Source organism: Sporosarcina ureilytica (assembly GCF_001753205.1).
In the GTDB taxonomy this organism is placed as follows: Bacteria; Bacillota; Bacilli; order Bacillales_A; family Planococcaceae; genus Sporosarcina; species Sporosarcina ureilytica.
Genome location: NZ_CP017560.1, coordinates 2,021,555 through 2,040,793, shown reverse-complemented (window position 1 = coordinate 2,040,793; position 19,239 = coordinate 2,021,555). Strand labels below are relative to the sequence as shown.

At 39.0% G+C, this 19,239-nt stretch carries 19 protein-coding genes and 2 pseudogenes; 19 read left to right on the top strand and 2 right to left on the bottom strand.

Features of this window, described 5'->3' with window-relative positions:
* Positions 1 to 12 precede the first annotated feature (12 nt).
* From gcvPA to fabI, 8 genes are all read left to right on the top strand, one after another.
* Complete coding sequence (gcvPA, locus tag BI350_RS10050; RefSeq protein ID WP_075527986.1) at positions 13 to 1,380, top strand: aminomethyl-transferring glycine dehydrogenase subunit GcvPA; 1,368 nt, start codon at positions 13 to 15, stop codon at positions 1,378 to 1,380.
* Positions 1,373 to 2,833, top strand: a complete 1,461-nt coding sequence (gene gcvPB / locus BI350_RS10045; protein WP_075527985.1) for an aminomethyl-transferring glycine dehydrogenase subunit GcvPB — start codon at positions 1,373 to 1,375, stop codon at positions 2,831 to 2,833. The genes gcvPA and gcvPB overlap by 8 nt, the downstream gene beginning before the upstream one ends.
* Before the next feature lie 444 nt (positions 2,834 to 3,277).
* Positions 3,278 to 4,450: an acyl-CoA dehydrogenase family protein gene (locus BI350_RS10040; protein WP_075527984.1), complete on the top strand. Its 1,173-nt coding sequence runs from the start codon at positions 3,278 to 3,280 to the stop codon at positions 4,448 to 4,450.
* A 114-nt stretch (positions 4,451 to 4,564) separates the two neighbouring features.
* Entirely contained in the window at positions 4,565 to 5,428 is an 864-nt protein-coding gene (locus BI350_RS10035; RefSeq protein WP_075527983.1) for a transporter substrate-binding domain-containing protein, read from the top strand.
* A 180-nt stretch (positions 5,429 to 5,608) separates the two neighbouring features.
* Positions 5,609 to 6,316 (top strand): amino acid ABC transporter permease, encoded by a 708-nt coding sequence (locus BI350_RS10030; RefSeq protein ID WP_075527982.1) that lies wholly within the window; start codon positions 5,609 to 5,611, stop codon positions 6,314 to 6,316.
* A 12-nt stretch (positions 6,317 to 6,328) separates the two neighbouring features.
* On the top strand, positions 6,329 to 7,042 hold the full coding sequence (locus tag BI350_RS10025) for an amino acid ABC transporter permease (protein ID WP_075527981.1): 714 nt from the start codon (positions 6,329 to 6,331) through the stop codon (positions 7,040 to 7,042).
* Positions 7,043 to 7,056: 14 nt separating this feature from the next.
* Positions 7,057 to 7,812 (top strand): amino acid ABC transporter ATP-binding protein, encoded by a 756-nt coding sequence (locus BI350_RS10020; protein WP_075527980.1) that lies wholly within the window; start codon positions 7,057 to 7,059, stop codon positions 7,810 to 7,812.
* 99 nt (positions 7,813 to 7,911) lie between these two features.
* Positions 7,912 to 8,691, top strand: coding sequence for an enoyl-ACP reductase FabI (gene fabI, locus BI350_RS10015; protein WP_075527979.1), 780 nt, complete (start codon positions 7,912 to 7,914; stop codon positions 8,689 to 8,691).
* 59 nt (positions 8,692 to 8,750) lie between these two features.
* Here the strand turns inward: fabI and BI350_RS10010 are convergent, their stop codons facing one another.
* Complete coding sequence (locus BI350_RS10010) at positions 8,751 to 9,131, bottom strand: rhodanese-like domain-containing protein (RefSeq protein WP_075527978.1); 381 nt, start codon at positions 9,129 to 9,131, stop codon at positions 8,751 to 8,753.
* Positions 9,132 to 9,232: 101 nt separating this feature from the next.
* Here BI350_RS10010 and BI350_RS10005 point away from each other — a divergent pair, with 101 nt between their 5' ends.
* From BI350_RS10005 to BI350_RS09985, 5 genes and pseudogenes are all read left to right on the top strand, one after another.
* Positions 9,233 to 10,069, top strand: coding sequence for a lipoate--protein ligase family protein (locus tag BI350_RS10005; RefSeq protein WP_075527977.1), 837 nt, complete (start codon positions 9,233 to 9,235; stop codon positions 10,067 to 10,069).
* 173 nt (positions 10,070 to 10,242) lie between these two features.
* Positions 10,243 to 11,034, top strand: a pseudogene (locus tag BI350_RS10000) (ribonucleotide reductase N-terminal alpha domain-containing protein); the annotation flags it as partial.
* A gap of 767 nt (positions 11,035 to 11,801) precedes the next feature.
* Positions 11,802 to 12,932, top strand: coding sequence for a hypothetical protein (locus BI350_RS09995; RefSeq protein WP_425423253.1), 1,131 nt, complete (start codon positions 11,802 to 11,804; stop codon positions 12,930 to 12,932).
* 216 nt (positions 12,933 to 13,148) lie between these two features.
* The gene (locus BI350_RS17220) at positions 13,149 to 13,988 is read left to right on the top strand and encodes an HNH endonuclease (protein ID WP_082295036.1); all 840 of its coding nucleotides are present in this window, start codon (positions 13,149 to 13,151) and stop codon (positions 13,986 to 13,988) included.
* A 71-nt stretch (positions 13,989 to 14,059) separates the two neighbouring features.
* Positions 14,060 to 14,662 (top strand): annotated as a pseudogene (locus tag BI350_RS09985) (vitamin B12-dependent ribonucleotide reductase); the annotation flags it as partial.
* Between the two features lie 68 nt (positions 14,663 to 14,730).
* On the opposite strand, the gene BI350_RS09980 reads toward BI350_RS09985, so the two are convergent.
* Positions 14,731 to 15,708 (bottom strand): DUF1385 domain-containing protein, encoded by a 978-nt coding sequence (locus BI350_RS09980; protein WP_075527973.1) that lies wholly within the window; start codon positions 15,706 to 15,708, stop codon positions 14,731 to 14,733.
* A gap of 182 nt (positions 15,709 to 15,890) precedes the next feature.
* Between BI350_RS09980 and BI350_RS09975 the strand changes: the two genes are divergently transcribed.
* The 6 genes from BI350_RS09975 (at position 15,891) to BI350_RS09950 (ending at position 19,239) form a co-directional block, all read left to right on the top strand.
* The gene (locus BI350_RS09975; protein WP_075527972.1) at positions 15,891 to 16,313 is read left to right on the top strand and encodes a hypothetical protein; all 423 of its coding nucleotides are present in this window, start codon (positions 15,891 to 15,893) and stop codon (positions 16,311 to 16,313) included.
* 84 nt (positions 16,314 to 16,397) lie between these two features.
* Positions 16,398 to 16,823 carry a type II 3-dehydroquinate dehydratase gene (gene aroQ / locus BI350_RS09970; RefSeq protein WP_082295173.1) on the top strand — a complete coding sequence of 142 codons (426 nt, stop codon included), beginning with the start codon at positions 16,398 to 16,400 and terminating at the stop codon, positions 16,821 to 16,823.
* Positions 16,820 to 17,887 carry a M24 family metallopeptidase gene (locus BI350_RS09965; protein ID WP_155767512.1) on the top strand — a complete coding sequence of 356 codons (1,068 nt, stop codon included), beginning with the start codon at positions 16,820 to 16,822 and terminating at the stop codon, positions 17,885 to 17,887. Before aroQ ends, BI350_RS09965 begins: the two co-directional genes overlap by 4 nt.
* 25 nt (positions 17,888 to 17,912) lie before the next feature.
* A complete protein-coding gene (gene efp, locus BI350_RS09960; RefSeq protein WP_075527969.1) occupies positions 17,913 to 18,470 on the top strand; it encodes an elongation factor P in 558 nt (185 codons plus the stop codon).
* Between the two features lie 182 nt (positions 18,471 to 18,652).
* Entirely contained in the window at positions 18,653 to 18,862 is a 210-nt protein-coding gene (locus BI350_RS09955; RefSeq protein ID WP_075527968.1) for a SpoIIIAC/SpoIIIAD family protein, read from the top strand.
* Positions 18,862 to 19,239, top strand: a complete 378-nt coding sequence (locus BI350_RS09950) for a hypothetical protein (protein WP_075527967.1) — start codon at positions 18,862 to 18,864, stop codon at positions 19,237 to 19,239. The genes BI350_RS09955 and BI350_RS09950 overlap by 1 nt, the downstream gene beginning before the upstream one ends.

The window sequence follows — 19,239 nt, the reverse complement described above, 5'->3', positions numbered from 1 at the left end:
GGATTAGAAAACATGAAGCATCGTTATATACCAATGACGGAAACAGATCGTCAAGAAATGATGGACGTCATCGGAATTTCTTCGGTGGATGAATTATTCGAGGCGATTCCGGAAGAAGTCCGATTTAAAGGCGAATACAACATAAAAAAAGCGAAGTCTGAATCTTCATTAACGAAAGAATTGGCGAAACTCGCTGCTCAAAACGCAGATACCGGTCGTTATGCATCCTTTTTAGGTGCAGGCGTATATGATCATTATAAACCAATTATTGTTGACCACGTCATTTCACGTTCGGAGTTTTATACAGCATATACACCCTATCAACCAGAAATTTCTCAAGGTGAGCTACAAGCAATCTTTGAATACCAAACAATGATTTGTGAATTAACAGGTATGGATATTGCAAACTCATCTATGTATGACGGAGGAACAGCATTAGCTGAAGCAGGTACGTTAGCAGCTGGTCACACACGTAGAAAGAAAATTTTAGTTTCAGAAACAGTTCATCCTGAATCACGTGATGTCGTTTTATCTTATGCGACTGGTCAATCAGTAGAAGTCGTAACAATCCCACAAAAAGACGGGGTTACGGATCTAGAAAAATTAGAGGAGTTAGTGGATGATTCAACGGCGGCGGTACTTGTTCAATATCCGAACTTCTTTGGACAAATTGAAGATATTCAAAAAATCGGTGAGATTGCCCATGCATCTAAAGGTTTATTAGTTGTATCATCAAATCCACTTGCACTAGGCGTACTCACACCTCCAGGAAAACTAGGGGCGGATATTACTGTCGGAGACGCACAACCATTCGGTATCCCAGAATCATTTGGTGGACCGCATTGTGGATATTTTGCTGTAACGAAAAAATTAATGCGTAAATTACCGGGACGTCTGGTTGGTGAAACTGTCGACGAGGAAGGAAAACGAGGTTATGTGCTTACACTTCAAGCACGTGAACAACATATTCGTCGAGATAAAGCGACATCCAACATTTGTTCGAACCAGGCATTAAATGCACTTGCTGCTTCTGTTGCCATGACGGCACTTGGTAAAGTAGGTACGCAAGAAATTGCTTATCAGAACATCGTGAAAACACGTTATGCGAAAGATGCATTTGAAAAGGCTGGATTCAAAGTGGTATTTGATCAAGCACACTTCAACGAAATTGTAGTTGACTTGAAGGTACCAGTGAAACAAGTGAATGATTATTTATTCGACCAAGATATTATCGGTGGTTATGACCTGGGATTGAAATTTGATGAATTAAAGAACCATGCACTAATCGCAGTTACTGAACAACGTACAAAAGAAGAAATCGATGCACTTATCCAACATACAGTTGCTTGTGTACGAGAAACGGAGGCCCTCAATGCTTAAAGAAGACCAATCATTAATTTTCGAAGTGACAAAAGAAGGTCGCGTCGGCTATAGTTTACCAGAACTCGATGTACCAGAACTCGATCTTGATGACATATTGCCAGCAGGTTTCAAACGTGAAGAACCAGCGGAACTACCGGAAGTATCCGAGTTAGATATTATGCGTCACTATACAGCATTATCCAAACGTAACCATGGGATTGACTCTGGGTTTTATCCACTTGGCTCTTGTACGATGAAGTATAACCCTAAAATAAATGAAGCTGTTGCACGTTTCCCAGGATTTGCAAACATTCACCCGCTTCAAGATGAGTCAACCGTACAAGGTGCGATGGCACTTATGTATGACTTACAAGAACATTTAGTGGAAATTACGGGGATGGATGAAATTACACTTCAACCAGCCGCAGGTGCGCACGGCGAATGGACTGCATTAATGATGATTCGCGCATTTCACGAATCAAATGGTGACCATCACCGTACAAAAGTAATTGTTCCCGACTCTGCACACGGAACAAACCCAGCTTCCGCAACAGTTGCAGGTTATGATACAGTGACAGTTAAAACAAATGAAAAAGGTCTTGTAGACTTAGAAGATTTAAAGAGTGTTGTTGGAGAGGATACGGCTGCACTTATGCTGACAAATCCAAACACATTAGGTCTATTTGAAGAAGAAATCGTTGAAATGGCAAAAATTGTGCACGGCGTTGGCGGTAAGTTGTATTATGACGGTGCAAACTTAAACGCGGTTATGTCGAAAGCACGTCCTGGCGATATGGGCTTTGACGCAGTTCACTTAAACTTGCATAAGACATTCACAGGTCCACACGGTGGTGGAGGACCAGGGTCAGGTCCAGTAGGTGTGCATAAAGACTTGGCACCTTTCTTACCAAAACCAGTTTTAGTGAAAAAAGACGATGTGTATACATTTGAATACGACCGTCCGCAAGCAATTGGTCGAGTGAAGCCGTTCTACGGAAACTTTGGCATTAACGTGCGTGCATATACGTATATTCGTTCAATGGGTCCAGACGGCTTAAAGGCAGTAACAGAAAATGCTGTTTTAAACGCTAACTATATGATGCGCAAACTAGAACCTTATTTCGATTTGCCGTATACTCAGCATTGTAAACATGAGTTTGTTCTTTCAGGTCGTCGTCAAAAGCAATTAGGCGTTCGAACATTAGATATGGCGAAACGACTACTCGATTTTGGGTACCATCCACCAACAATCTACTTCCCACTGAACGTTGAGGAAGGCATGATGATTGAGCCGACGGAAACAGAATCGAAAGAAACGTTAGATGCATTTATCGATGCGATGATTCAAATTGCAAAAGAGGCTGAAGAGAATCCGGAAATTGTTCAAACAGCTCCACACACAACAGTTGTGAGTCGTCTTGATGAAACGAGAGCAGCAAGAAGTCCAGTTCTTCGTTATACGAAAGCTTAAACAATGAATAAATGAATATCAGCGTATCGTTTAAACAAGATAAAAGTTCGCGAAGGAAAGCATGTCATTTCCTTCGCTTTTTTTTATCTTTTTTTATCACTATGACCGATTATATTTAGAGCGAATCTACACGTTTTTGCACTCAATCGTCCCCTAGTACCACTAGTATTGTATAAATTTCAACGGAGTATTTAGAATGATTGAAAAGCTGACTATGTTAGTTTTGGCAGATATACCAATCGAACCCCCAAAAGACGAATTCATATCACTTGAGTATCTATGTGATTCATTTGAATAATCAATGTTAAAGTCAAGAAACTCTTTGAATAGTCTTGACAGTTTAATGAAAGATAGATAACATTACCTTAATTCCTAGTAGACTTATTGGAATTAAATACATACTATAAACTTAACGTTGATTAAACATTCTACGGAGGGATAGTCATGATCAATCTATTTGTAAAAACAGAACGTCAAAAAATTTGGTTGGAAAAGTTATATAAATTAGAAACTAAACTCAAGGAAAATGCAGCACGGACAGATGAGTTGGCAATCTTTCCAAAGGATAATATACAAGCGCTTGTAGACTTGGGGTATACGAGTATTACTTTGCCAGAAGTATATGGTGGGGCAGGCTTAAAAGTATATGATATGGTCTTGCTCCAAGAGACTATCGCTAGTTTTGATGGCAACACTGGCCTTTCAATCGGCTGGAATTTAGGGGTTGTCGGTGATTTGTTTGAGAAGCAATCATGGGAGGAAGATCAGCTCGCTTATTTCGCCCAAGAAGTAAAAAATGGTGCACTGGTCAATCGCTCTGTAAGTGAAGCAATCACAGGAAGTCCTGCGAGGGGTGGACGTCCAGGAACAACTGCCATTCTAAAAGATGGTTCGTGGATCATTAATGGACGCAAATCGTTTACGACAGCATCGCCAGTATTAACCTATTTCTTAACGTCGGCGTGGATTGAAGTAAAACAAAAAATTGGTTTTTTCCTTCTACATAAAGACTTAGATGGTTTATCCATTGATGAAACCTGGGATGTGATTTCAATGAGAGGCACAGGTAGTCATGATTTGGTGCTTGAAAATGTAACTGTTAATGAATCCAAACTTGTCGAACTGCCTGACAAACCGAGTGGGAAATATAATGGATGGATGCTTCATATCCCAGCTTGTTACTTAGGAATTGCGCAAGCAGCGCGTGATTATGCGGTCCGTTTCGCAAATGAGCATACCCCGAACAGTTTAACAGGGCCGATTAGTCAACTTCCGAATGTCCAGCAACATCTAGGAGAAATTGATTTGAAATTAACACAGGCGAGACATCTCATTTACAGTGTAGCGGAAGCTTATGATGATGAGACGCGCAGAGATTTAATCATAAATGATATAGAAGTAGCAAAACATACGGTGACAAATGCAGCAATTGAAGTTGTCGACAAAGCGATGAGAGTTGTTGGTGCTAAAAGTCTTGGGAGAGCAAATCCGTTACAACGCTATTACCGTGATGTTCGCGCAGGTTTGCATAATCCACCAATGGACGATATGACGATTAGTAGATTAGCGAAATCTGCTATTGAAAATGTAAAGAATGAAAGTGTTATCCAAGCGTAAAAATCAAATTTGAGGGGTGTAAAATTGAGAAGTAAGAATCGGTATAGTGAGCGATGTTGGTGATAACTTCATTTCAAATTAAACTACATCAAAATATTAAAAGGGGATTTGAAAATGAAATTGATAAAATCTTTACAAGTGGCTGCGTTTGGTACAGCGATTGCGGCTCTGTTGATTGGTTGCAGTTCAAAAGGGAATGAAAGAGTGGAAGCGGAGGGGGATAAAGATGTTCGAAAGGTGAAGGTGGCATATGTACAATCATCTAAACCGGTGACGTATACGGATGAAAATGGAAATGCCGCTGGTTATGATGTGGAGGTTTTGAAGGCTGTCGATGAATTACTTCCGCAATATGAATTCGACTTTGTTGGCACATCGGATGATGATTTATTAGTTGGCGTTGAACAAGGAAAATATCAATTAGGCGTTAAAAATGCTTTCTGGACTGAGGAAAGAACAGCGAAATTTATTTACCCAAAAGAGTTTGTGGGGCTTAGTAGTACTGGACTTGTATTGAAAAAGGAAAATGAAGCTGTTAAGACATTAGAAGATTTTGCATCAGCAGATTTTTCATTGGCCCCTATTGCTGCAAATAATGCTCAGTATACGGTCATTGCTGAACATAATGAAGCGCATCCTGATAATCCAGTGAACTTAAAAGCAGGAGATACCTTTTCAATCGATGTCGTTCAATGGGTTAACGAAGGTCGTGTAGATGGCGCTGTGATTATTGAAGCTTCTTTTAATAGGCAAGTCACTGCCGAAGATGGTCCATACCATCATTTGAAAGACGATGTCGTCTACAATGAATTCGCCGTCATTAAAACTTGGCCGCTGTTTAATAAAAAAGAACAAGAATTGGCAGATGCTTTTGATATAGCGCTTAAACAAGTGAAAGAGCAAAAGATTCCAAATGACTTAAGTAAAGAATTTTATGGAAGAGATTTATTTGAATTACTAGATACGGTCGAAAGATAAGAAATTCAGGGATGCTGTTGGGGAACGTGTGCCCGACAGCTTTTCAATACCAAGGAAAGTCCGTGAATGGATGCTTAGTATTTGGCTGGAAGATGTATTGATTGTTGTAATGTAAATGTCTTATAGATGTTCTATTAAGTTAGTGGTAGCGTTTCAACGTGTTATTAGGGAGGAGTTCTTGTGGAAAAGTATTTTGATTCATCCTATATATGGGGAGCGTTTCCGGCGCTTATCCCATTTTTAAAAGTGACTTTTATGGTGGCTGGATTTTCGGTCCTGTTTGGAACGCTATTTGGATTGGTGTTGGCTGTTGCCAAAATTGGCGGCAATCTGTTTTTCAAGAAACTAGCGAATGGGTATACGACGATTTTAAGATGTACGCCATCCATCGTATTGCTTTTTTTAGTTTATTATGGAATTCCTGCGATTGGAAATAACTTGGGAATCGATTTGAATCACATTGATAAAGCAATTTTCGTCGTCGTTGCCTTTTCTCTTCAATTCGCAGCGATTATGTCGGAGGTTATCCGATCAGCTTATGAATCGATCGATAAAGGACAATATGAAGCTGGCGTAAGTGTTGGGTTAAGTCCTTTTCAAGTGTATCGAAGAATTATTTTTCCACAAGCCTTAGTCGTTGCGATTCCAAACTTTGGGAATGGGGTAATTTCTTTGCTTCAGGAGGGGGCCTTGGCTTATACGATTGGATTAATCGATGTTGTCGGAAAGGCAGAGCTCATTATCGCTTCAAATTATCAGACGCATGCGTTAGAAATCTATCTTGCACTAGCAGTTATTTATTGGGTGCTATCTATTATAATTGAACAGTTTTTCTTGAAACTAGAAAGAGTTTTTGGAAGAGGAAAGCGATCAATTAGTGCGGCCTAAGGAGGGATTAACTTGTCGGATGGTTTAAATTATAAATTTTTATGGGAAACATTCTTTGTTGCTTTATCAGGGGTTCCGATAACCTTACTTGTGACAGCTGTTGCGTTAGCGATTGCATTACCTGCGGGATTTTTACTTGCTATATCCAGAATTAATAAAATCCCTATTTTATATCGGCTAGCACAGGCATATGTTTCCTTTGTAAGAGGAACCCCAATCATCATTCAAATCTTTATAGTGTATAGCAGTGTACCTTTGTTACTCGATTTGTTTTTTAAAAAATATAGCATAGGCATACATGTTTATGATGTAAACCCGATTTGGTATGCGTTTATCGTATTTTCATTGAATACGACAGCAATATTGATTGAAGTATTTCGCTCAGCCATCAATACGGTGGATAAAGGTCAATTAGAAGCAGCACAATCTGTTGGATTAACAAATTTTCAAGCATATAGACGAATTATCATTCCGCAGACGCTCGTTGTATCGATGCCGAATATTTGTACAGCAACAGTAAATCTCATAAAAGCAACTTCACTTGGATATGCGATGTCCTTACAAGAAATTACGCTCAAAGCGAAAGTTGCGGCGAATGTTGGCTACAATTATGTAGAAGCGTACCTTGATATATTTCTAGTCTATTTAATTTTATGTAGTGTCGTAGAATATGGCTTTAAATTGTATGAAAAACGATTATCGCGATATAAGTTAACAGTTGCTTGAAGGGAGTTTAAGGTATGTTAGAAGTTATAGGCGTTCACAAATCATTTGGTAGCAATGAAGTTTTAAAAGGTGTCGATATTCAAATTAATAAAGGAGACGTTGTTGTAATACTAGGTCCTAGTGGTTCGGGGAAGACGACATTACTTAGATGTATCAATTTTTTAGAAACTGCCGATCAAGGAAAAGTGATGTTAGGTGACACTGAATTAGATTTAAATGCAGCTTCTAGAAAACAAATTCACGAAGTAAGGCAAAAAATCGCTTTCGTCTTTCAAAATTATAATTTATTTAATAATAAAACAGCGTTAGAAAACGTGACAGAAGGCTTAATTATTGGCAGAAAGATTCCGAGAAAAGAAGCGAATGATATTGGGAAAAAAGCTTTGGATAAGGTTGGATTATCCGATAAATATGACGCCTATCCAAGTGAATTATCAGGCGGACAGCAGCAAAGAGTTGGCATTGCGAGAGCTGTTTCATTAAATCCGTCGATTATTTTATTTGATGAGCCTACGTCAGCACTTGATCCAGAATGGGTTGGGGAAGTGCTCACTGTTATGAAAAACATTGCTGAAGAAGGAACAACAATGCTTGTTGTTACACACGAGATGTCATTTGCAAAAGAGGTTGCGAACAAAGTGATCTTTATGGATGCCGGCGTAGTTGTTGAAGAAGGGACCTCTGAGGAGATATTTAATAGACCTAAAGAAGAGAGAACACAACAATTTTTAAGGAGAGTATTACCCGAGGATTATACTTATTATATATAGTAGTTTAAATTTGCCATAATGTTTAGATTATGAGAGTGTGATATACTTGATATAGTAGCAGGTACTAATAATAGGTATAATATTTAACTGGAGGCTATTATGGTAGATTTATTAAAACTTAAAGGAAAAAATATCGTAATCATGGGTGTTGCGAACCAAAGAAGTTTAGCGTGGGGCGTAGCGGAGTCGTTGCAAAAGGCAGGGGCGAATTTAATTTTTACTTACCGAAAAGAACGTTCGGTGGATCGAATTCGAAAACTATTAGCTGATAATGATTATGAAGCGAAATTTATGGTGGAATGTGATGTAAATGAGGATGAAAGTATAGCGCAAGCATTTCAGAAAATCGGGAAAGAAGTCGGCACGATTCACGGTGTTGTCCATTCATTGGCATTTGCACATGCGGAAGATCTACGCGCTGACTTTATAGATACTTCAAGAGACGGGTATGCATTTGCTCAAGATACAAGTGCTTATTCCCTCGTTGCGGTTGCGAAACAAGCTCGTCCTTATATGACGGAAGGTGGCTGTATTGTCACGATGAGTTATTTAGGGGCAGAACGTGTGTTAGATGGCTATAATGTCATGGGTGTAGCGAAAGCGGCCCTTGAAGCATCTGTTCGTTATTTAGCGAATGATTTAGGGAAAGACGGTATTCGTGTCAATGCAATTTCCGCAGGTGCTGTACGAACAGTTTCTGCAAAAGGTGTACCATCATTTAATGAAATTCTTCATAAAATCGAAGAAACTGCACCACTTAAGCGTAATATAACGCAAGAGGAAGTTGGGAATATGACACTTGCTGTTCTAAGTGACTTATCTAGCGGCGTAACAGGCGAAACGATTTACGTCGACGCGGGCTATCATATTATGGGATAAAAAAGATGGAAAGTGTAATGTACCTGTTACACTTTCTATCTTTTCTTTTGCTTTAAACGTTATTTACTTTTAATACGACCTGTCCATTTACGGAAACCGCCATTTAAATGGTACAATTTCTCATAGTTTTTTTTCTTTAAAAATAAAGCGGCCCGCGCACTTTTTCCACCGTTTTGGTCATATAAATACACAGGTAAATCTGGTCTTAATTCTTTATAACGCTGTCTTAATTGAGAGTATGGCAAGTTACGAGCACCGAGAATATGTCCCGCCTCAAAATCTTTCGGTTCACGAACATCAATTAATTGTGCTTTTCGATACCCTTCAATAAATTCTTCTTGTGTTAGATTCACGACTGCTTTTCCAAGTCGTAACATCGAAATTACTACATATACGATGATAAGTACAAGAATTCCTAAAATAATATAAAGTGTGTCCAATAAAGCTTTCCCCTTTCTTCGTTCTTATCTATTATAAATGGAGGGTGGCACTTGTTCAATAGGGATGCTAAAATGAAATTCGGGATGAAAGGGGATCGATGATGGAAAAGAGAACTTGGCATTATATAAATTCAGGAAAATGTAGTGGGTCGTTTAATATGGCCTTTGACGAAGCGCTCTTAGAATGGCATAGTAAAGGTGAAATGGGTCCAGTGCTTCGGTTTTATGAATGGGAACCCGCGACATTATCAATTGGCTACTTTCAAAGTGTGTCAAAAGAAATCGATATGGAACAAGTACGTCATCATCAATTGGGATTTGTGAGAAGGCCTACAGGGGGAAGGGGCGTCCTACACGAACATGAACTTACATATAGCGTGATTGTAACTGAAGATTATCCAAATATGCCCGAAACCGTGACAGAAGCTTACCGTGTAATTTCCGGAGGTCTACTTGAAGGATTTCGTAATTTAGGACTAGATGCTAGTTTTTCGGTTCCGAACAGCGATGAGGAACGTCAAAACTTAAAAAAACCGGGTAGTGCTGTTTGTTTTGATACGCCAAGTTGGTATGAACTTGTTGTAGAAGGTAAAAAAGTTGCCGGAAGCGCACAAACAAGACAAAAAGGTGTTATTTTACAGCACGGGGCTATTCTATTAAGTTTGGATGAAGAAAAGTTAATCTCTCTCTTTAAATTTAAATCTGAAGCAGTACGAGATAGAATGAGGATTGGCTTACGAGAAAAGGCTGTAGCAATAGACCAATTGGCAGGCCGGACAGTATCCCCAGAAGAGGCTGAAGTGGCTTTTTCTAAAGGGTTTGAAAAAGCATTGAATATTAAATTGGAACCCTATGAACTATCAGATGCCCAGTTGCAATATGTAAAAAAGATTGAACAAAAGAAATATGGGAATGACGATTGGACATTCAGAAAATAATCTACGTAATGTCCTGTTTTTTATTTTTTTTCGACTATAAAATAGCGACATTATCACCTTCCTGTAAAAATGTAATTTTCTATCCATTGCAGTGGGTTTCAATATGTAGTAGATTAGGGTATATAGATAACACAACATGTTGTGTTTTATGAGAGTTAAAGGAGGATGTGTTAATGGTCGTCGTTTCGAATAACCAAACACCCGTATTAAACAAAGCGCAATTAAATGAAGATATTGCTGAATTTCCACAAGTACATCCGATTACAGAAGATATGCATATTGAACATCGTGGCGTTTCAAGACTCGTTATGATTGATAGATATTCTTTTAAAGACACGGAGAAGAAAACGTTAAAAGTTGGAGATTTTGTCGTTTTAACAGTGAAAGAAGATCCGAAGTTTCCAGCGCGTGGACTTGGATTCATTAAGGCATTAGACAAATCGATGGGACAAGCTGAAATTTGGATTGAGGAAGAATATCGTTCAGCAATCGATAACCCTGTAGAACAGGAAAAAGGTGTTATTACAAGACCTATTGAAGTTCTTGAAAAACCTTTAGAAGTTTTTTATGAACAAATCGCAAAACGAAATGCAACAGGGCTTTCTTCAGTAGAAACAACCGAAGAAAAGAGAAAAGAGTCGTTCGAACGGTTTTATGAGCAACTCTCAACTTTAAACTTTATTCCTGCTGGACGAGTACTGTACGGCGCGGGCGCAGAAACAGATGTTACGTATTTCAACTGTTATGTGATGCCGTTCGTTGCAGACTCTCGAGAAGGTATTTCTGACCATCGTAAGCAAGTCATGGAAATTATGAGTCGTGGCGGCGGAGTTGGAACAAATGGTTCGACACTACGACCAAGAAACACATTAGCACGCGGTGTCAATGGTAAGTCATCTGGTTCAGTATCATGGTTAGATGACATTGCAAAATTAACGCATCTTGTGGAACAAGGTGGATCCCGTTAACCAATACACGGCGGGATTAAAATCCTGTGAATTGCTGGAACACCCTTAGAGCCTTATTTACCACAACGTGACTGGTGACGGTGAGCGTGAAGGTTTGAAAAAAATAAGGATTGGGCAATCAGCAGCGAAGGGTCTTTGGAAACGAAGATCAACGTTCAACGACTATTGAAACTTCCTAAAATATCTAAAGTTTAGGTGGGTATAAAGGAATGAGTAAACCGTAATAAGCGGCAACGTTATTATGGGGCGCAGGACAAAGATGAAAATAAAATCTTTGATGAGATAGTCTGATCTCATGTGAAAGCATGAGAGTTGGGCAGAAATGACCCAACCCTCTCAAAATAGAGAGCGTAACAAATAAGCGTGGAGCACAAATGATTATGTTAGCGGATTAAATAAATGATTAGCTACTAAAGTTATTAACATGCTAGTCCGCGTCGTTCAGACAATGAGCGATTAGAAAATCGGGTGAATTGCGAAGAACTCCTTAGAGGCCATTAAGCTACAACGTGACTGGAAACGGTGAGCGTGAATGCTTAAAAATTAATGGCATTGGACAATCCGCAGCCAAGCACCGTATAAGGTGAAGGTTCAACGACTATCGAAAACATTCAAATTGAATGGAAGTAGAGTAGGGAAGAGATGGTTCTTCTCGAAGCGCCCGACCCCTAACAGATTATGCTGAGGGTGATGATATAGTCTACTCCGTCTGCATCTTGCAGAGAAATATCCTGAAAAGGACGGTATGAAGGTGGCATCCTGACATTCTTGAATTCATCATTTCAAAAATGCAAAACCCAAGAATTCTTCGCTATCTGCTAGAAAATACAGATGAAGAAATGATTAAAAAGTTAGCGAATGAAAAATTAAAGTTCAAACCGTTAACGAACCAAGAAGAAGCAATGTATCAAAGCATTTTAAATTATCGTGATATCCCTGGCTTCGGTGGATTTAATGAAGCGATTATGAGAGATGCTGAAACGAAGCTGCGTGACGGCGGAACATATTCAGTACACAATCCAGAGTTTTTAACCGGCGCCAATATTTCGGTTACATTGACAGATGATTTTATGAAAGCTGTTGAAAATGACGAAGAATTTGAATTGAAATTCCCAGCAGTTGAAAAGTATTCGCCAGAAGAAATGGCCATTTACAATGCGAAATGGCATGAAATTGGCGATGTTCGCGAATGGGAAAGAATGGGTCATGAAGTACGTGTGTACCGAACAATTAAAGCCCGCGCTCTATGGGATTTAATTAATATTTGTGCGACGTACTCCGCTGAACCAGGAATTTTCTTTATCGACAATGCGAATAGTGAAACAAATGCAAAAGCATACGGCCAGCAAGTTGTTGCTACAAACCCATGTGGCGAGCAGCCATTAGCACCTTATTCGGTTTGTAACCTTGCTGCTGTCAATCTTGCTGAAGTCGCGGATAAAGAAAGTAAAACAGTTGATCTTGATAAGTTAAAAGAAATTGTGCGTGTCGGCGTTCGTATGCAAGACAACGTTATTGACGCAACACCTTATTTCTTAGAAGAAAATGAGAAGCAAGCGCTTGGCGAACGTCGTGTAGGACTTGGCGTTATGGGACTCGCGGATCTTCTAATTTACTGCGAGAAAGAATACGGTTCAGAAGAGGGCAATGAGCTCGTTGAACAAGTTTTTGAAACGATTGCTACAACTGCTTATCGTGAATCAGTTGAATTAGCAAAAGAAAAAGGAAGTTTCCCATTCCTTATCGGTAAAACAGATGAAGAAACGAAAGCCCTTCGTGAAGCATTTATTAACACTGGCTTCATGAAAAAAATGCCGGAAGATATTCGTGAATCCATCTTGGAATACGGTATTAGAAACTCCCATTTATTAACTGTTGCTCCAACGGGTAAATGAATTGCCCCCATTACAAGTAATTGTAATGTGCAAATCGGGCTATATGCGGGAAACTCTGAGTATCCTTATGTACCTGTATCTTGCCAATACGTAAAGGTAAAAATCACAAGGTGCAGACAATCCGCAGGGAAGTCTTGGCTGACCCCTCAACGACTATACGCCTGACAATCGAAGCTTTATAATCCCTTTCAATTACTTTGAAAGATGTGAATTGTTATGGAGAAAAAGTGTTTGAACTGTTCAATCGTTATTAAGGTGAAACCTAGCCACTATGAAAGAAAGAAGTATTGCTCGCGTAAGTGTAAAGGTGAATTTCAATCACGGGATTTATTATTCAACCAGCATCTTAGCAAAAAACAAGAAGTTGCTTGCAGTTATTGCGGAAAAATGATTCTAAGGAAAAACTGTGATATTAAAAAATTCGTAAACCTTTTTTGTAACAGGGAATGTAATACTCTGTTTAAGAGAGAAATAAAAACACCTGGACCGCCTAAAGTGCGGATTACACTTCACTGTCAAGAGTGCAACACCCCATTTGAAGTCATCAGAAGTAGACAGAATGCTAAATTCTGTAGTAAAAATTGCTTGGGGAAGGCAAACGGCAGAAGAGCAAAACAAGAGCTTACCAAACAAGTAATGGTTGAATGCAGCTATTGCAAAAAGAAATTCCAAAAGAAGCCTAGTGTTGTAAGAACTTTAAATTTCTGTACGGTGAATTGTATGGGAACGTATTATTCTGAGAAACAGCTATTTTCAGGAGAAAATAGCGGCACTTGGAATGGCGGGAAAATTGCATACTATGGTCCAAATTGGTTAGCGCAAAGAAGAGCTGCAAGAGAGCGAGACGAATTTACTTGTCAAAAATGTGGTATAGGAGAATCGCAATACGGTCGGGAATTATCTGTCCATCATATAATTCCATTCGTAATAATTAACGATTACTTGGTTGCAAATGAATTGAGTAATTTACTTAGCGTTTGTGAACCGTGTCACAGGATTATCCATTCTGGTGACAATCATCCTAGCAAATTTAAATCGATTGATGATATAGTCTGACCCATATGGCGACATATGGAGTGGGTACTAATAATCCCACCCTCCAGTTAATCTGGAGAGTAACAAAAGTGAGTACTGGAACAATGGTTGGCGTTTCAACCGGCTTAGAGCCTTATTTCTCCTTCACGTATTACCGAAGCGGACGTCTTGGTAAGTTTATCGAGGTAAAAGCGGACATTGTTGAAGAATACTTACAAAATAATCCGGAAGCAGATCCGAATAACCTACCTAGTTGGTTTGTTTCATCCATGAGTCTTGCACCAGAAGCACATGCTGATGTTCAATGTATTATTCAACGTTGGATTGACAGTTCGATTTCTAAAACAGTGAACGCGCCTCGCGGTTACACTGTTGAACAAGTTGAAAGTGTGTACGAGCGTCTATACAGAGGCGGAGCGAAAGGTGGCACGGTGTATGTGGATGGAAGCCGTGACTCCCAAGTATTGACACTGAAAGCTGAAGAAAATGAAATCGATTCTGACTATGTAGAAGAGACAATCGACGAGCAACCAGTGATGCTTGTTGAAACAATCCAAGAATTAACTTCGACAAATGTAACGATTGGTTCTGAAATCGGAAATACATGTCCTGTCTGCCGTCAAGGTAGAGTACAAGAGGCAGGCGGATGTAACACATGTTCGAATTGTAATGCGCAGTTAAAATGCGGCCTATAATTGCATAAGAAAACCGGCACTCACTATCCAAATAGTGATGTGCCGGTTTTTTAATGAAAAATATAAAGTTATTGTGCTGGAATAGCTGTAGTTTCTGACTTGTCTACATTCGGTGTTTCCAATGCGACTACTCCATGTTCTTCGACTTCTAATAGCTTTTCAAAAGATAAAATAGCAACCTCAACTTGCTCATCATCAGGTTCTTTCGTAGTTAATAATTGTAACCATAATCCCGGATACCCTAGAAATTTTAAAACAGGAATATTTCGTACTGCATTCGTTAATTGTAATACTTCGAAAGATATCCCTAGAACGACCGGGATGAGTAGAATTCGATTGACTACACGGAGCCATAACGGATCTGTCGGCACGAGAAAGTAAATAAACATCCCAACAATCACCGTGAAGAGGATAAAACTGCTTCCACAACGATAATGTAGTCTTGATTGTGCTTGAATGTTTTCAACTGTTAACGGGACTCCGCGTTCAAATGCGTTAATTACTTTATGTTCTGCGCCGTGATATTGAAAGACTCTTCTAATGAATGGGGTCATCGAAATCAGTGCCAGATAGCCAAGTAAAAGGACTAGTTTAAAAAAGCTTTCTAAAAAAATTTGCGCAGCTTTTCCAGGTGCTACTGCACTAAAGAGTTCAGCAATAAAAACTGGTACGAGAGTAAAAATAAATTTACTAAAAAGGAAGGAAAGAACGCCGACTGCTGCAACCCCAATCACCATTGCTAATTTTGAGCTATCTTCTTCAGGTTGTTCTTGTTCCTCGCCGGGCATTACATCAAAACGATCGCTTGAAAAGTTTAAATGCTTGGAACCTAACCCAGCAGACTCGACTAACGCAACAATTCCTCTCAGGAAGGGAATCTTTTTTAACTTTGATGCAAGTGGATGCTGTTTTTTGGGCAAGTGGAAATATTCAATAGAGTCGTCTTTTCGACGAATCGCAGTAACGGTATGTTCTTTCCCACCGAACATCACACCTTCGATAAGTGCTTGCCCCCCGTATGTTGGAGTTTGCTTGTCTTTTGCCATATGAATTACCCACACTTCCTTTTAGGTCAAAATGTATTACGCAATTAATTTAGCAGATTTCCATCTAAGAGGAAATTGTAAAATAAAAACTATCTTTATTGTACTAAAAAACACGTGTCATAACCACAATGATGTTTAAAACGGATGAAATCGCCAAACACTTCAGGTAGGAGGGATTTGATGTGATTGATCGAACATTCTTTTTAACTTCATTTTTTTCAGCAATTTTTATGGTTATTTCATTAAAAATTCTGGAACTATTCGACTTTATTAAATGGTCGCCAATTGGTTGGGCGAAAAACTGGTCAGCATTTTCGGCTATCCATTATACTATCAAATGGGGTATGCTCTTTATTGCCTTATTTATTGTTTTTGCTGTACTTTATATTTTGATATCTTTTTTAGATTCTATACCGCCGTCTATTCCGGCCATTATTATTAGTATTTTAGGGATTATTGTGCTTGAGTGGTTTATTAATCATTCAACAACACCATGGGCTACGATTCAGTCAATTTCTATTCCGCTGTTATCCGTTACAGCGATTGTTCTACGTTTTATTGCGGGGACCGCTATATTTAATAAAGAACTATCAAGAAAAGTGTGATATTAGTTTCCGCCCATCATCTCATTATGGTAATATGAAGTAGAAAAAGGTGAGGGGAATGGTGGCGCGGTGAAACTATTAGTCATGAATGGACCGAATTTAAATCGTCTTGGCAAAAGAGAACCAACGATTTATGGACGAGAAACGCTTCAAGATATAGAAAACAACTTATTGAAAATAGCGAAGGAACATGCAATTCAGCTATCATTTTTTCAGTCTAATACGGAAGGTTTCTTAATTGATCGCATTCATGAAGCTGCGGATGAAGGGCTAGATGGCATTATTTTCAATCCAGGCGCTTATACACATTATAGCATTGCTTTACGAGATGCCATTGCTTCTGTCGGAATGGATGTCATTGAAGTTCATATATCTAATATACATAACCGTGAATCATTCAGGCAGCAATCGGTTATTGCACCAGTCTGTATTGGGCAATTAACCGGATTTGGGACTGATGGATACTCATTGGCACTTCATGCTTTCCTCCTCCGAAAAAAGGGAGAATGAGAAATTTGAAATTAGAAAATTTACGTAAACAATTGGAAAATGAACAAATTGATGCCTTGCTTATTACGAACCCTTATAACCGTCGCTATATGACCGAATTTACGGGGACAGCTGGCGTTGCGCTTGTTTCGGCAAAAGATGCGGTATTTATTACAGATTTCAGGTATACTGAACAAGCGGAAAAAGAAATCAAAGGGTATCGTATCGTTCAACATACGAAAACAATCATTGAAGAAGTAGCAACGCAAGTAAAAAACATGAATGTCAAAACAGTCGGATTCGAGAAGGATGACTTATCATTCGGTCTCTACGAATTATACAATAAAGAAATTGAGGCAGAATTAAAACCTGTCTCAGGAATTGTTGAAAAGCTTCGTATGGTCAAAACTGCCGAGGAGCTTGCGATTTTACAACAAGCAGCTAAAATTGCGGATGACGCATTCCAACATATTATTGACTATATTCGACCGGGCATTACAGAGCTTGACGTTTCAAATGAATTAGAGTTTTTCATGAGAAAACAAGGGGCCACTTCTTCTTCGTTTTCAATTATTGTGGCGTCGGGATTAAGAAGTGCACTTCCTCATGGTGTCGCAACAGATAAAGTGATTGAGTCGGGAGACTTCGTCACATTGGATTACGGAGCGCTTTACAACGGGTATATTTCTGATATTACAAGAACGATTGCTGTCGGAGAACCATCTGAAAAGCTAAAGGAAATTTATGCGGTAACGCTTGAGGCACAGGAACGCGCTTTAAAACAAATTAAACCGGGTATGACAGGTATTGAGGCGGATCAAATTGCTAGAGATTATATTGCATCTAAAGGATATGGCGAAGCATTTGGGCACTCCACAGGACATGGTATCGGACTCGAAGTACATGAAGGACCTGCATTATCATTCAGATCCGAAACTGTTTTAGAACCAAATATGGTTGTGACAGTAGAGCCTGGTATTTACTTACCGGAAATTGGCGGCGTTCGTATTGAAGATGATATCGTGATTACGGAGGACGGCAATAAACGATTAACATTCGCAACGAAAGAGTTACTCATACTATAATTTTATTTTTATTGGAGGAATTACAATGATTTCAGTGAACGATTTTAGAACAGGCTCGACAATTGAAGTGGACGGTGACATTTGGCGTGTAATCGAATTCCAACACGTTAAACCAGGAAAAGGAGCTGCTTTCGTTCGTACGAAGCTTCGTAACTTACGTAATGGGAATATTAACGAGAAAACATTCCGCGGCGGCGAGCGAGTAAAAAGAGCTCAAATTGATAATATTAAAATGCAATATTTATATGCGAACGGCTCTGACCATGTATTCATGAATAATGAAACGTATGACCAAATCGAATTGCCTGAAACGCAACTCGAGTATGAGTTGAAATTCCTTAAAGAAGGAATGGAAGTTCATGTCATTCAATTCCAGGGAGAAGTGCTTGGTGTTCAACTACCAATTACAGTTGAGCTTGAAGTAACTGAAACTGAGCCGGGCATCAAAGGTGACACGGCAAGCGGTGGTTCGAAGCCAGCTACAGTAGAAACGGGCTTAACAGTACAAGTACCATTTTTCGTGAACCAAGGGGATGTCCTTGTGATCAATACAGAAGAAGGCGAATACGTTTCACGCGCCTAATCATCAGTTTTAAGTTTGACGATGTTGACAAATAATAATTCGTAAGTAAATAAACAAAAAAGCAGCCTAACATGGCTGCTTTTTTGTTGTTCACATTTTTTTCAACCAATCCCACTAAGCCTTTTATTTTTGTTCTAAGACTGGTAAAAACGACATAGTCTTGTTGTATGGAGGGAGTAGCGATGGAGCTTAACGATTTACTTAGAATAGCCGGTATTGGTTTGGTCATCGGGATTTTACATGTGTTTTTTGAGCAGACAGGAAAGAAGGACTTTTCTTTTTATCTATTTATCTTTGCGTACATTTATATAACAGCTGAGCTCCTACGCTTTCTGAGAGTGTTTTTTATTGAGATATCCGAATTTTTTCAATGGTTAGCGATGTCGTTCTAATGTTGACATTATTTCAAGTCATTGTCGTATTTTTATTACTACTAACAATTTCTTTCGTTGTGCCAAAGTTACAACCTTTATTGTATACGGCTGTATTCTTTCTTGTGCTAACCATTATTTTAACAACCGTTGTTTTTCCGTTTGGAAGGACCTTTTTACAACAATTTGAAGCACTTCCAAACCCGTATGTCTCTTTGTTAATAGGAAGTGCCATCTTATTTTTTATTTCAGAATTAATTTCATCGCATATTGCGGATGCTGGGTATGCATCTCTTGCGAAAATATCCCACTTTTCAGTAAAAATCACCATCCTTTTATTGTGGATGAATCAAGTAGCTGAAGTCATCGATATATTATCAGCACTTATATCAAAATGA